11 protein-coding genes are annotated in these 13,933 nt (G+C 49.0%); 7 read left to right on the top strand and 4 right to left on the bottom strand.

Going from position 1 to position 13,933, the window contains the following annotated elements:
* Positions 1–4: 4 nt before the first annotated feature.
* Positions 5–904 carry an ATP phosphoribosyltransferase gene (gene hisG, locus C2M35_RS08435; RefSeq protein ID WP_105258699.1) on the bottom strand — a complete coding sequence of 300 codons (900 nt, stop codon included), beginning with the start codon at positions 902–904 and terminating at the stop codon, positions 5–7.
* A gap of 486 nt (positions 905–1,390) precedes the next feature.
* Positions 1,391–1,792, bottom strand: coding sequence for a hypothetical protein (locus C2M35_RS08430; RefSeq protein WP_105201390.1), 402 nt, complete (start codon positions 1,790–1,792; stop codon positions 1,391–1,393).
* Between the two features lie 168 nt (positions 1,793–1,960).
* Here C2M35_RS08430 and C2M35_RS08425 point away from each other — a divergent pair, with 168 nt between their 5' ends.
* The 3 genes from C2M35_RS08425 to C2M35_RS08415 all read left to right on the top strand — a co-directional run bounded on the left by C2M35_RS08425 (position 1,961) and on the right by C2M35_RS08415 (position 7,110).
* A complete protein-coding gene (locus tag C2M35_RS08425) occupies positions 1,961–3,871 on the top strand; it encodes an ATP-dependent DNA helicase (protein WP_105201389.1) in 1,911 nt (636 codons plus the stop codon).
* A gap of 2 nt (positions 3,872–3,873) precedes the next feature.
* Complete coding sequence (gene tsaB, locus C2M35_RS08420) at positions 3,874–4,560, top strand: tRNA (adenosine(37)-N6)-threonylcarbamoyltransferase complex dimerization subunit type 1 TsaB (RefSeq protein WP_105258698.1); 687 nt, start codon at positions 3,874–3,876, stop codon at positions 4,558–4,560.
* A gap of 399 nt (positions 4,561–4,959) precedes the next feature.
* The gene (locus C2M35_RS08415; RefSeq protein WP_105265077.1) at positions 4,960–7,110 is read left to right on the top strand and encodes an EAL domain-containing protein; all 2,151 of its coding nucleotides are present in this window, start codon (positions 4,960–4,962) and stop codon (positions 7,108–7,110) included.
* A gap of 27 nt (positions 7,111–7,137) precedes the next feature.
* Here the strand turns inward: C2M35_RS08415 and C2M35_RS08410 are convergent, their stop codons facing one another.
* Entirely contained in the window at positions 7,138–8,430 is a 1,293-nt protein-coding gene (locus tag C2M35_RS08410; RefSeq protein WP_105214060.1) for an alkaline phosphatase, read from the bottom strand.
* An 81-nt stretch (positions 8,431–8,511) separates the two neighbouring features.
* On the opposite strand from C2M35_RS08410, the gene C2M35_RS08405 reads away from it, so the two are divergent.
* From C2M35_RS08405 to C2M35_RS08390, 4 genes are all read left to right on the top strand, one after another.
* Positions 8,512–9,378, top strand: coding sequence for an alpha/beta fold hydrolase (locus C2M35_RS08405; protein ID WP_105265076.1), 867 nt, complete (start codon positions 8,512–8,514; stop codon positions 9,376–9,378).
* 213 nt (positions 9,379–9,591) lie between these two features.
* Positions 9,592–11,256, top strand: a complete 1,665-nt coding sequence (fadD, locus tag C2M35_RS08400) for a long-chain-fatty-acid--CoA ligase FadD (RefSeq protein ID WP_105265075.1) — start codon at positions 9,592–9,594, stop codon at positions 11,254–11,256.
* A 47-nt stretch (positions 11,257–11,303) separates the two neighbouring features.
* Positions 11,304–12,446, top strand: coding sequence for a ribonuclease D (gene rnd, locus C2M35_RS08395; RefSeq protein ID WP_105258697.1), 1,143 nt, complete (start codon positions 11,304–11,306; stop codon positions 12,444–12,446).
* A gap of 13 nt (positions 12,447–12,459) precedes the next feature.
* Positions 12,460–13,077 carry a DUF1294 domain-containing protein gene (locus tag C2M35_RS08390; RefSeq protein ID WP_105265074.1) on the top strand — a complete coding sequence of 206 codons (618 nt, stop codon included), beginning with the start codon at positions 12,460–12,462 and terminating at the stop codon, positions 13,075–13,077.
* Positions 13,078–13,251: 174 nt separating this feature from the next.
* On the opposite strand, the gene C2M35_RS08385 is transcribed toward C2M35_RS08390, so the two are convergent.
* Complete coding sequence (locus C2M35_RS08385; protein WP_105265073.1) at positions 13,252–13,731, bottom strand: acyloxyacyl hydrolase; 480 nt, start codon at positions 13,729–13,731, stop codon at positions 13,252–13,254.
* Between the last annotated feature and the right edge of the window lie 202 nt (positions 13,732–13,933).

Here is a 13,933-nt window from a genome sequence, read left to right as displayed (position 1 = left end):
GCCGTTACTCCATCATTTTTTCTATGGGCATAACCAGGATGGAATTGGCGCCGAGGGCTTTTAGCGACTCCATGGTTTCCCAAAACAGAGTCTCGCTGCTGACCATGTGCAGGGCCACATACTCTTCGCTGCCGGCCAAAGCCAGTAGGGTAGGTTGACCCGTGCCGGGTAACAGGGCACAGACCTCATCAAGCCTGGCTTTAGGGGCGTGCATCATGATGTATTTGCTTTCTTTGGCTTGTTTTACACCGCGAAGGCGAGGCATGAGTTTGTCGATTAGCGCCAGCTTGTCTGCATCCGCCAGATTTTCGTTTTGGATCAAGCAGGCGTTGGACTCTAAAATGGTGTCGCCCTGCATCAGGCCATTGGCCTCCAAGGTGGCGCCGGTCGAGACCAGATCGCAAATGGCATCGGCCAGACCTGCACGTGGGGCGACTTCAACCGAGCCGGTTAACATCACCACGCTGGCATCTATGTTTTCGCGCTCCAGGTATTTGCTTAGGATCTCGGGGTAGGTGGTGGCAATGCGTTTGCCGGTAAACCAGGATTTATCCTGTTTACCAAGCTCCTGTGGCCAGGCCAGCGCCAGACGACAGTAACCAAAATCGAGCTTGGCCAGCTTTTTCACTGAACCTTTGTTGCCACCGCGGGCACGCTCGGCCTGGGCTTCTTCGAGTACGTTTTCGCCGACAATCCCCAAGTCGCAAACGCCATCCATGACTAAACCCGGAATATCGTCATCCCGTACTCTTAGTACATCTATGGGCATATTGGTAGCGTGGGCGATAAGGCGTTGTTCGCGCAGATTTAATTTGATGCCCAATTGTTTAAGCAGTTCTTGGCAGTCTTTAGATAAGCGCCCTGATTTTTGGATTGCGATACGTAAACGGTTGGTGTTGCTCATAATTCATTTCCTAAGTTAAAAAACTAAAAACCCCGAGGGATCCTCGGGGCGAAAATGAATCTGGTTTTTTAGTCGCGCCGGAGGTTCCTTTTAGGAATAACCCCCCAGCGAAATACCTGACAGGCTATTCGATGATGTGGCGATGATGATGAATAGTAGTTGTCAGTGTATAAGTCATGTTTGCGCTCGTGTTGTTGCTAAACTGAAATAAGGTGATTGAGTTCGCTTATAGATAAGCACAGAGTTTGCATTTGTTGCAACTAATTTTTTTATAGCGTTAAAGTCTAATCTATAACCGTTGGCAATATAACCAGTATTATCAAAGTGATAAGTAGTGTAATGCCAGGGTTTATTTGATCTTTTCGAGGTTAAGGATGAGCAGTTTGCTAAGGTTTTTTAATGAGAGAAAGCGACTTGATGTACATGGGGGGCGGGAGTAAGGCAAGGATGTTTCTCCTCGCCTTGATGTCTGGGCGTAACTAGCGCCTAGAAGTACAGGTGCTCTTTGATTTCACCGGCTACTTTGATCTCACATTTGTCGCCAGATTTTTGCTGCGAGGCCTGGATCATACCGGCTATCATGCCAAACTTGCCGCCGCGCTCTTGTAATACAGAGCCAAAGTAGCAATAGCTGCTGATATCTTCACCTTGATAATCTGTGCTTAGGTTAAGCGTCGGGGTATAAGGAGCGAAGCGACCTTTCATCACCGGCTCGCCGTTAATGCTTAATTCCAAGTTATTTTTATCGACATTGTAGACGCCGCCAAAAGTCATCTCGGCGCCATTGATGGTCACCACTTTTTCTTGCGCCACACGAGGAGGAGTGCTGCCACAACCAGCTAAAGTGATTGCCGCTGCAAGGGCACAGGTGATAGTCATTTTGTTCATAGATAAATCCTTTTAGTTCAGACTGTTAGTTTATAAATTGAACATGCGCTAGGGTACATAAAAACAGGTACAAAGCCAAGTCTTGAGACGCAAGTTGGAGTAGATTTAATTTTCGGCTATGATCGGCGCCTATTTTGTCTTTGCTGGCGCCTTTAATTTAATCCTACTATGAGCATAGAGCAGCTTTTTTCACCCACAGGCCCCTTGGCGCTGGCCTTTAAGGGCTATCGTCCCCGCCAGGCGCAAATTGATATGGCCAGAGTGTGTGACTCGGCGCTTAAAAATGCTGAGCAGGTGGTGGTTGAGGCGGAAACAGGCACAGGCAAAACCTTTGCTTATTTACTGCCGGCGCTGACCAACAAGGGCAAATACATCATTTCCACCGGCTCCAAGGCCCTGCAAGAGCAGCTTTATCACCGCGATTTACCCACGGTCTACAAGGCCCTTGGCAGTGCCAAGAAAAAAGCCCTGCTTAAGGGGCGCAGCAACTATGTGTGTCATTATCGTTTGAACCAGCATGTCGCTCATGTGCCCAGCGATGACACTGACATTATGCATCAACTGGCCATGGTGGCTAAGTTTGCCGGGGAAACCCGCAGCGGCGATATTGCCGACTGCCCCGGCATAGAGGACGATGCCAAGGTGCTGCCCTATGTTACTTCCACCGCAGATAATTGTCTGGGCAAGGAATGTCCGGACTTCGATGCCTGCTTTATTCGCAAAGCCCGCCTGCGTGCCGCCGAGGCGGATATTGTGGTCATTAACCATCACCTGTTTTTTGCCGATATGGCGGTCAAAGAAAGCGGCTTTGCCGAATTATTGCCCGGCGCCGATGGTTATATCTTCGATGAAGCCCATCAATTGGCGGATATCGCCAGCGATTATTTTGGCGAAAGTGTATCAACGAAAAAGGTGTTTGCCTTTATCACCGACGCCCGCATGCTCTATCGCACCGAATTACGGGATATGCTGCAACTGGGTAAAACCCTGGATAAGCTTGAAGCGGCAACCCTGGACTTGCGCCTGCAATTACCCCATGACGGCGGACGCGGCGACTGGCGGCAGGCTTTAAGCAACAAGTCCTTGTGTGATGCGGTGCACAGAGTCAGTAAAGATCTGCAGTTTTTAAACCAGGTGCTTAAGCTTGGTCTGGAGCGCAGTGAGCTGGTGGAGCCCTTGTTAGAGCGATTGATGAGCCTGATAGCACAATTCGAACGGGTGTTCGATGTTGCCCCAAGCGGTTATAGCTACTGGTACGAGGCCAGCCGCCGCCACGTCAGTATTCATATCACGCCTTTAAATATTGCCGCCAAGTTTAAAGCCATGCTGGCCGAGCGCGAGGCCGGTTTTGTATTTACTTCGGCAACCCTGTCGGTCAACAATAATTTGACCCATTTTAGCGATGCCCTGGGCTTGTCACCATCGCATCAGTTGATGTTGGCCAGTCCTTTTGATTATCAGCAACAGGCGCTGTTTTGTTTGCCTCGCTATTTACCACCTGCCAATTCCCCGGAAATGCCGCGTGCCTTGGTGGGAATTTGCCAGCAGGTGATTAAGGCGGCCAAGGGCCGTTGCTTTTTGCTCTTTACCTCGTACCGGGTGATGTACATGGTGGCCGAGGTGTTATGCCAGCAAATGGAGTATCCTGTTTTTGTTCAAGGGCAGATGTCGAAGCGCTTGTTGCTGGAACGTTTTACCCGCCATGGTAATGCGGTATTAATGGGCACCGCTTCTTTTTGGGAAGGGGTGGATGTGCGCGGCAGTGCCCTTAGCTGTGTGGTGATCGATAAGCTGCCCTTTATTGCCCCGGATGATCCCCTGTTGCAGGCACGCATGCAGGAATGTGAACGTGGTGGCGGCGATCCCTTTGCGCAAATTCAATTACCACGGGCGGTGATCGCCCTAAAACAAGGGGTTGGTCGTTTGATCCGCGATAGCCAAGATCGTGGTGTTTTAGTATTATGTGACAACCGCGTTGTGACTCGAGACTATGGCCAGGTGTTTTTACAAAGCCTGCCCAATATGCGTCGTTGTCGCGACATGAATCAAGTGACCGCCTTTTTACAAACTATAGAGTAACTATGAGCCAAACCATCCTAGCCCTTGACGCCTCGACCGAAGCCTTATCGCTTGCCTTATTGCATCAGGATAAACTCTATCACTTTTTTGAAGTGTGCCCGCAGCAGCACAGTCAGCGTATTCTCGATGAAATCGATGCGCTGCTCAAACAGGCAAATTGCGATATTCAGGATGTGGATGTGATTGGTTATTGTCAGGGTCCAGGCAGTTTTACCGGGGTTCGTATCAGTGTTTCTGTTGCCCAAGGTTTGGCTTTTGCTACCAAGACTCCGGTGATAGGTGTTTCATCGCTGGCTATGATGGCGCAGCAGGCAATTAGCGAGCGTGGTGCCAGCACAATATTGGCGGCCATAGATGCGCGCATGGGTGAGGTATATCTTGGTGCCTATGAGGAAAAAGACGGTTTAGCTCAGTTAGTTGGTGAACAACAGGTGCTAGAACCTGCTGCCGTGACCAGCCCATTTAGCGCTGCAGTGGCCGTGGGCACGGGGTGGCAAACCTATACTGAGCTGGCCGGAAGTTTGAGCCAGGTTGAAGTGGATAAGGAGATCACCTTGCCCGATAGCCGCTATATGTTGCCTCTGTTGGCGAGTGAATTCGCCAAGGGCAATGTCGCCGATGCGGCGTCGGCGCAGCCAGTGTATGTACGCGACACAGTAACCTGGAAGAAGTTACCGGGTCGAGAATAATTATTGCGCTAACCAGGGGCTCTTGATCACTGTTAAAAACTGGTTTTTGTCATAAGCCAACACAGATCATTTGCCCTATCAGCCAAGCTTCACCAAGTGCGCATCAGCTTTAACCCCAGGTGCGCGCATTCTTGTGCACCAATAAAGTGGGGCGCGTAACAGCGTCGCCATTGTTCCTTACCCTGAATATGTCTTCTTACAAGGCCGTGCAGAAGTACAAGCCCTGGACCCTCTGTGCATGTAAGTTCAAAACGTCGGCTTTTCACCGATGGCAACGGTTATCACTTAAGCATATTTACATTTCGCGAATTGTGATAATACATTGTTAATATGTGGACAATATCACCATAAAGGGTTACTTTAAGAACAAATAAAAAATAATAATAAGTTAGTACTATTGTGCACCAACGCGTATTTGCCGTGTTTACCCGTGGAGCAGCCAAACTAGCCGCCAATACGGTCATTTTATCCTTGCGAGAGGGGTATATTGCCCTGATCCCATTTTTTGTGATGGCAGCTTTGGTAACCCTGGTTACGCACTGGTTGAATTATGAAGACCTGGGCGCTCGCTATGCATTTTTGAGCACGTTTAATGTCTTGGTCTGGACCTTGTTTCCCCTGACCACCTTGCTTTCCTTTAGTTATTACCTGGCCAAAAACCTCAAGCTAAACAGCATAGCCGTGCCTATTTTGGTGCTTACCTGTTTTACCCTGGCCACAGGTTATATTTATGTGCTCGATGATGGCAGCATAGGGATTAACAATCGTGCCGGTGTGTTTTACACCATAGTAATGCCCATTTTTTGTTGCTCTACCATGCGTGCCATTTTGCGTGCGCGCTGGTTGCGTATTATGCCCGTTGGCAATATCAGCTTGTTTTTGGTCAAGCACTTGAATTTAATGTTTCCCTATATTCTGGTGGTGCTTGCCACCTTTATGCTATTCCCCATGGTTGATTCCATGCTTGGCTCGGCACTGAGTCAGCTCAACGAGCTGCAGAGTCAGTGGAGCGGCAACGAAAAGCTCACCATGCAGCTGTTGAGCGCCCATGTGCTGTGGTTATTTGGCATTCATGGCGACCATGCCTATCAGATTATGGCAGCGCCGCAGATGAGCGACTATATGTTGAGCTTTGCTATGGACGGGCAAAGTTATCTCAATGCCTTTGTTTTGCTCGGTGGCTCCGGTTGTATCTGGGGTTTGCTGATTGCCTGCCTAATGCAGGGGCGGGGTACTCATGAAGCCAGTATTGCCAGGCTCGGCTCGCCGCTGGCCCTGTTTAACCTTAGCGAAATCCTGGTTTACGCCTTGCCTTTAGTGTTAAACCCCTATTTTGTTGTGCCCTTTATCCTGGTGCCCTTGGTTAATGCCTTGCTGAGTAACCTGATGATCGGCCAAGGCTGGTTGCCTCTGGTTGCCGGGGCGGATATTCCCTGGTTTACACCTGTGTTTATGAGTGGCTATTTGGCCACCGGCAGTATAACTGGGGTACTTTGGCAGGCGCTGCTTATTGCGTTAAGCACGTTAATCTATCTGCCCTTTGTAAAGGCCAATAGAGAGCACAATGTCAGTGGTCGACAACTGGATATGCTGGTTAAAAGGGTGAGTGCCGGGCGCCAACTCGAGCGCCAGGCGGAGACTCATTTTGCCAAACGAGACAGCGAAAAATTTGCCGAGCAAAAGCGCCTGACCGAGGTCATAGAAACCCTGAAAGAGGGTGCCTTATGTCTGTATTATCAGCCCAAAATCTGTAAGCGGAGCAAGCGCATCCTTGGCTTTGAGGCGCTGCTGCGCCATAAACAAAGCGATGGCACCATTATCAGCCCCTGGTTTATCGAGGTGCTGGACCGTTTTCAAATGATGGATGTGGTCGACAGCTTTGTAATTGACCAATTGGAGTTGGATCTGCAGCAATTTCATCGCTACCAGTTGGCGCCTAAAATCAGCTTTAATATTTCTCCGCGCAACCTGATCTATCGTCGCTACAAGCGGGTGATCCGCGCTTTCAGCAAGTTTCCGGAACAAGTGGAAGTGGAGATTTTGGAGTCTTCTTATGTAGATGATTTTAGCCGTACTCAGGAGATAGTGGCGAAATTGCGTAGCGAGGGGATCCGCTGCGCAGTGGATGATTTTGGTACCGGCTACTCCTGTTTGAGTTTGCTCAGTAAACTCAATGTCGACACCATTAAGTTCGATCGCAGCCTGTTACCCACTGATGAGAATGATCCGGCCATTATTCTTTATCAAAGCCTGACGCAATTGTGTCATAAGCTGGGTTTTGAGGTAGTGGCCGAGGGCATAGAGACAGACTTCCATGCTAATTTTATTACCCCTTTACCGGTCAAGCAGTTACAGGGCTATTACTTTGATCGCCCACTGACGTTGGAGCAGGAATACTTAAGTTTGCCGAGCAGGGTTCAGCGACTCCTGTGCCAATCAAACAGGATTTACCTGCCACCAAAAGTAAAAAAGCCGCTCTATGAGCGGCTTTTGAGTCTTCAGTTTTCAGTAGGGTTGTTAAACTATGTTAACAAGCAAGTTCAACAGTAACCCAATATTACATAGATATCAACATTGTTATTGTTTGTTAATAAATGATATTAACTTTGTGGCGATATCAACATTATTTTGTGAGCCGTTAAATTGCTCGCGACCCACACCATGAGCAAACACCTGCACATCTACGCCGGTATGATCTGACGTTGTCCAACCGGTGAAGCTGGCCTCGTTGATCAGTTTTTTCACCGTCAACACCAGTGCCTCTTCATCCACTTGTTTAGCGTGAGTGAGTAACACCTCATGATCTTTGGTGTAGGCCATGCCTGTGTCGGCCTGCCATTGCTCCTGCATATTGTCGCTGGTCATGAGGCGCTCGGCGATCACCTCGGCGGTGGCTTGTACGCCCTTAATCACATCCGCCTGCCATTTACGCTGACCCTTAGCTCCTATGGTTAAACCACCGGTGGAGTGATCGGCAGTAACCACTAATAAGGTATCTGGGTTTTTAGCTATAAAGTCCTTGGCGACCTTGATGGCTTCGGCGAAGTCGTGCATTTCCGCCATGGTACAGGCGATATCATTGGCATGGCCGCACCAGTCGATTTGACTGCCTTCGATCATCATAAAAAATGGCTGCTCGTTTTGCTCTAACAAAGACAGGGCCTTATGAGCCATCTTAGATAAACGTAGCGGGTCACTATCAAGGGCAAAGGGCAGACCTTTGGCGGCATACAGACCCAGGGCCGGTACCTGTTCGATTTGCTCTAGTTGGGCAAAGCTGTCGCTGTACTGATAACCGGCGGCGATAAACTCATTGACTAAGTTTCGGTCTTCACGGATAAAGTACTGGGTGCCGCCGCCAAGCATAAGATCTACCGGTAGTTTGCCGTTGATTTTATTATCGATATAGTCGTTGGCTATGGCGTCATAATTGTATCTGGCTTCATTATGAGCGGTGAAACTGGCGGGCGTCGCGTGGTTTATTTGCGATGTCACCACCAAAGCCGTGGTCATGCCTTTTTCCTTGGCGATTTCGAGCATGGTTTTTAATTTTTGCTTTTGGGCGTCTACGGAAACCGCACCGTTATACGTCTTGGTTGCTGTGGCCAATGCGGTGGCAGCGGCGGCAGAGTCGGTCACCACAGTGTCATCATCCGGGTAGGTGTGCGCCATACCTGTGAGCATAGAATCAAAGACGGTGGCCTCAACAGCGGCTGTGCTTGGGTCGTCCTGATAGTAGCGGTAAGCTGTGGTGTAGGCAGGTCCCATGCCATCGCCAATCATGTATATTATATTTTTTGGTGTTGGCGCATCGGCGCTGGCAAAAAAGCTGGCGAAGGAAAGGGCAGCCAAAGAAAATGTTGGTTTCATGTCAAAGTCCTATTGTCAGTTGCCGCCATTCTATACCCTAGATTATGAAAATAAACCGCCTTGCGGTGAAATGGAGCTGTTTTGCATACATTTTCAATAAATACCCGCGCTCTGACCCTGTGCGGCCTGAGCAATAGCCAACAGGCCATGGGCTTGCATCAGGACGATGTAGTGATCGCCTGTCATGGCTGGCAGGATAACAGCGGCAGTTTTGCACCCTTGATGCGGGCGTTATCTTTGAACCTGCCATTTTATGCCTTTGACTGGGCCGGGCATGGTTTATCCCAGTGGCGCCACCCCCAGGCACACTATTACTTTATTGATTATGTGGATGATTTACATCAGATCATAAGTCAGTGTCAGGCACGAAGGGTACATCTTGTCGGCCATTCTTTAGGCGCCATGGTGGCTTCTTTATATGCGGCCTGCTTTGGAGAGCACATCAGTAGCTTGACCCTGATTGAAGGTATCGGCCTGGTGTATGCCGAGCCCGAAGAGGCCAAGGCTCTGTTAATACGCGCCTTAGCACAACGGGCTCGGGGCGAAAAGATACGTGAATACCCAAGTGCCGCTGACTTAATAGCCCGACGCCTGGCAATAAGCGATTTTGATGAGTCGGTAGGCAATGAGTTGATGGCCCGTAATATGGAGCCAGGCCCCAAAGGGGGAGTGCGGCTGCGCACCGACCCGCGTATTAAGCATTATTCCGCTTTTCGCTACAGTGAGGCTCAGGCCCATGCTCTGCTCGATATTATAGAGGTGCCGACTCTGCTTATTAAAGGCACCGCAGGCTATTCTATGGTGCACCAAAATGAGCATAAATTTGCTCATCATTACAGTCAGTTAAGTGCTAAAGTAGTAGCTGGCGGCCACCATTGTCATATGCAGAGCGCGTCTGAGTGCGCGCAGCTTATTGGTGCACACTTGCGTCAAAGTGGCGCAAGATAATTGTAACTTTGCCGTAATTATGGGAATATCGCAAAAATTAGAGCTTTTGCTCAATTGTTAAAAATTACAACTTAGATTAAGGTTAGTAGTGCGATAAGTCACTTCCGAAGAGGGGGGCTAGACGCACAATCAGTTTGGCGTCGTGCCTGATCACGCCGAGACTCATGACTTCTAAGATAAACCATTATAAGAACAAATTAATAGGAGCCTAGTGTGGAGAAAATCTGGCTTAAGCGTTATCCGAAGGGTTGTCCAGAAACCATAGACCCCGCTCATTACGACTCTTTACTGACACTATTTGAAAAAAGTTTTAATGATTTTGCCCACCTACCCGCATTTAAAAACATGGGTGTGGCGCTTAGCTATCAGCAGCTTGACGAAGCGACCAAGAAGGTTGCCTCATACATTAATAACGACCTAGGTCTTAAACCCGGCTCTAAAGTCGCGGTGATGATGCCCAACCTGCTGCAAACACCTGTGAGTATTCTTGGCGTATTACGCGCCGGCTGTGTAGTGGTCAACGTTAACCCGCTTTATACTGCGCGCGAGCTTGAGCATCAGTTGAATGACTCAGAGGCGGACGCCATTTTCATTCTTGCCAACTTTGCCCATACCCTGGAAAAAGCCATTGCGCATACTCAGGTTAAGCATGTGATCGTCACCGAAGTGGGTGATATGGTCGGCGGTCTGAAAAAGCATCTGATTAACTTTGTGGTCAAATATATCAAGAAGATGGTGCCGGCTTATCAGCTCAAAAACACCATTGCTTTCACCGAGGTGATGAAAAACGGCAATGCGGCTACTTATCAACGCCCGCATGTGACCTTGGATGACCTGGCTTTTTTGCAATACACGGGTGGTACAACCGGTGTGTCAAAAGGGGCGATGCTGACCCATGGCAACATGGTGGGCAACCTGGAGCAGGTATCCGGCTGTTTGGATAATATTTTAGAGCGCGGTAAAGAAATCGTGGTTACCGCCTTGCCGCTGTATCACATCTTTGCGCTAACGGCGAACTGCCTGACCTTTATGAAGTACGGTGGTATGAACCTGTTGATCACCAACCCGCGTGATATGAAGGGCTTTGTAAAGGAGCTGAAAAGCAACAAGTTTACCGTGGTGACCGGGGTAAATACCCTGTTCAATGGTCTGCTTAACACAGATGGTTTTGCCGATATCGATTTCTCAAGCCTAAAAATGTCCTTAGGTGGCGGTATGGCGGTGCAACGCCCGGTGGCAGAGCGCTGGCAGAAAGTGACAGGCACCCGCCTGGTGGAAGGCTATGGGTTAACCGAATGTTCGCCTTTAGTGACCGTCAGTCCTTACGACCTTGAAGCCTACAATGGCTCAATCGGCCTGCCTGCTCCTAGCACCGACATTAAATTGATGCTGGATAATGGCGAAGAAGCGCCTAAGGGCGAGCCCGGTGAACTCTGGGTGAAAGGCCCGCAGGTAATGAAGGGCTATTATAATCGTCCCGATGCCACCGCCGAGTGTTTAAAGGATGGTTGGTTTGCCACCGGTGATATCGCTACTTACGATGACGAAGGCTTCTTCTATATCGTTGACCGTAAAAAAGATATGATCCTGGTTTCTGGTTTTAACGTCTTCCCGAATGAAATTGAAGAAGTTATCGCCGATCACGAAGGCGTGCTGGAAGTGGCCGCAGTGGGCGTGCCCCACGAGGTCAGCGGTGAACAAGTTAAAGTATTTGTCGTTAAAAAAGATCCGTCTTTAACGGAAAAAGATATAATAAAGCATTGTCGTGATAACCTGACTAATTATAAGGTACCCAAGTTGGTTGAATTCCGTGATGAATTGCCAAAGACCAACGTCGGGAAAATACTGCGACGCGCATTAAAAGACGAACAAAAATAGCGATGAACAAACCGGCAAATAGCCGGTTTGTTTTTTAAGGAGTACAGGTGGAATATCAGTTAATTACTGAGCAAGGGGCGTTGGACACTTTTGTCGGCGCAATCAGCAAGGCTAAGGTGCTCGCCGTAGACACCGAGTTTATGCGCAGGCGTACACTGTACCCAGAAATAGCACTTTTACAGGTGTTTGACGGTCAGCATCTGGCGTTGATCGACCCCCTGGCGGAGCTAGACCTCAGTGCCTTGTGGGCATTATTACAAAAGCCCGAGGTGTTAAAGGTCTTGCACTCGCCTTCGGAAGATATCGAAGTATTCCAAAACTTTGCCGGCTTTGTGCCCACCCCCTTATTCGATACCCAATTTGCCCTGCAGCTTTTAGGCTCAGGCAACTGCATGGGTTTTGCCGCCATGGTCAATGCGCGTCTGGGGATTGAAATTGATAAAAGCGAGTCGCGCACCAACTGGCTGCAAAGGCCGTTGCGCGAAAGCCAACTGACTTATGCCGCCGCCGATGTTGCCCACTTGCTCCCTTGTTTCGAGCAAATAGTTGAAGAGATCAATGCCAAGGGCTGGTTCGATATTGTTATTGCCGAGTCTCAACTTATTTCGCAAAAGCGCGCCTTTTCTACCCCTGATGATCTTTTGTACCGCGACGTGAAGGGTGCCTGGCAATTATCGCCAAGGGATTTGGCGGCACTGCGTGAGCTGGCCATGTGGCGACGAGAAAAAGCCCAGCGTAAGAACCTGGCGCTGAATTTTATCGTCAAAGAAGCAAACATGGTGGAAATTGCCAAACGTCGTCCCAGCTCTTTGAACAGCATGCGCAATATTCCAGGCGTGGATGCCATGGAAGTGAATCGCTCGGGCCGGGAAATGCTGGCCTGTATTGAGCGCGCCAAGGAACTTAGCGACGAGCAACTACCGCCGCGGGTGATGCGTTTGATGGACTATCGGGGCTATAAGCAGGCGGCCAAGGAGATTAAGCAAAAGATCACCGCGGTGAGTAAAGCCACTCAGATTCCCGCCGATGTCTTTGCCAGTAAAAAGCAAATCAACCAGCTTATTAGCTGGAATTGGAAGCTGACGGACGATGAGCGTCAAATTTTAATGGCGCCGGATATCTTGCAGCCTTGGCGTAGTGAATACTTAAGTGAAGCATTGGAAAAATGGATACCTGGAGCACAAAAGTAGGGAAACAGAACAGATGAAGTATCAGGGAAAGATTGAACAATGGAATGACGATAAAGGCTTTGGTTTTGTGCAGCCTAATGGCGGCGGCGAGCGCTTATTTGTACATATCAAGGCCTTTAAAAAACGTAACCGACGACCGCAAAATGGCGATTTAATCGTCTACCAAGGCGCCCGTGACAAGCAAGGACGGGGGCAAGCGGTGGATATCAGTTTTGCTTCGGATCATAAACGTCAGGCAACAAAGCAGCCCGGACAAGCGAGGACAATTGGCACTATCACAGTAACGATAGGCTGTTTGTTTATTGCTGTCGCAATCGTGCTGGGCAAGTTACCCCTGTGGTTTATCCTGCTTTACCTGGTTCTGAGCCTAGTTGCCTTTATCGCTTATGGTCGTGATAAAGCCAAGGCCAAGAACAATCAATGGCGCACACCGGAAAGTACCTTGCATCTATTTGCCTTACTTGGCGGTTGGCCCGGTGCTTTTATGGCACAAAACAAATTCAGGCATAAGTCTAAAAAAGGCTCGTTTTTGTTTGGCTATTGGTTTTGTGTGCTGGTGAATCTTGCCGCCGTGGCTTGGTTATGCGGCAGTGAGGGACAGCTCTGGCTAAGCAAGCTTAACGCTCTGTAGAGCGATGTTTTTCATCGGCAATAGGTGCATTTTTTGTCGGGATAAAATCCCGACCTACAACAGCCCTAGCGGCAAAAGGGTTACAACATTGCTTAACCTGTAGGTCGGTGCTTTGCGCCGACATGCTAACAAGTGGGCATCTTTTTCGGGATAAAATCCCGACCTACAAGCTATTTAGAAGTGATATGAGTAGCTCATTACTATGCTTTCTGAGCCCGGGTTAGTCTCACCAAATCCAGCATTGGAAATATGGCCTACTTCTGCGCGAACTCTGTGCTCTTGGGTGATTTTATACTTGGTGAATAAATAACTATAAAACTCTAGGTCATAGCCGAGCGAGTCCAGATTATGGGCGTACCCCACATGGCTGGCAACGCCCCAGCTCCAATCATCATTGATTTTAAAGGCCTTAGCGGCGCCTATACCGTAATACTTTTGATCATGCTCGGCCAAGATAACCAGTACTCGGGGCTGCAGATCCCATAAACCCTGCAAGGGCCTGTGTTCATAATCTGCATGTACAGCAAATATGTCGAATTGATCAAAAACTGCCCAGCTGGCAATGCCTATGCTCACCGAGGAGGTATCATCATCGGCGAACGCTGGTAAGGTAACTAAAGCGAGTAAAGCAACACTAGGGATAGTTCGTTTCATCAAAGCGGTATCCGTAAATTTATTAGGTTTTAGCCAAATGTCCTTTTTCCATGCGTTTACTATCGGCTAATACCGCACTAGCCAGATTGGTCCTTTAATTTAGTGTTGTCGCTATTGGGCAACTTGTCCAGCGTTGAAAGACAAGATGGGCCTCATCGGTTTAAAGCTCTGTGTTGATTAATTACTCGACTAGGTGAATTCT

Origin of the sequence: Pseudoalteromonas sp. T1lg76, from assembly GCF_002964725.1 — a bacterium.
GTDB lineage: Bacteria > Pseudomonadota > Gammaproteobacteria > Enterobacterales > Alteromonadaceae > Pseudoalteromonas.
The sequence above is the reverse complement of the archived record's forward strand: the minus strand, read 5'-3'. Positions and strand labels throughout refer to the sequence as shown.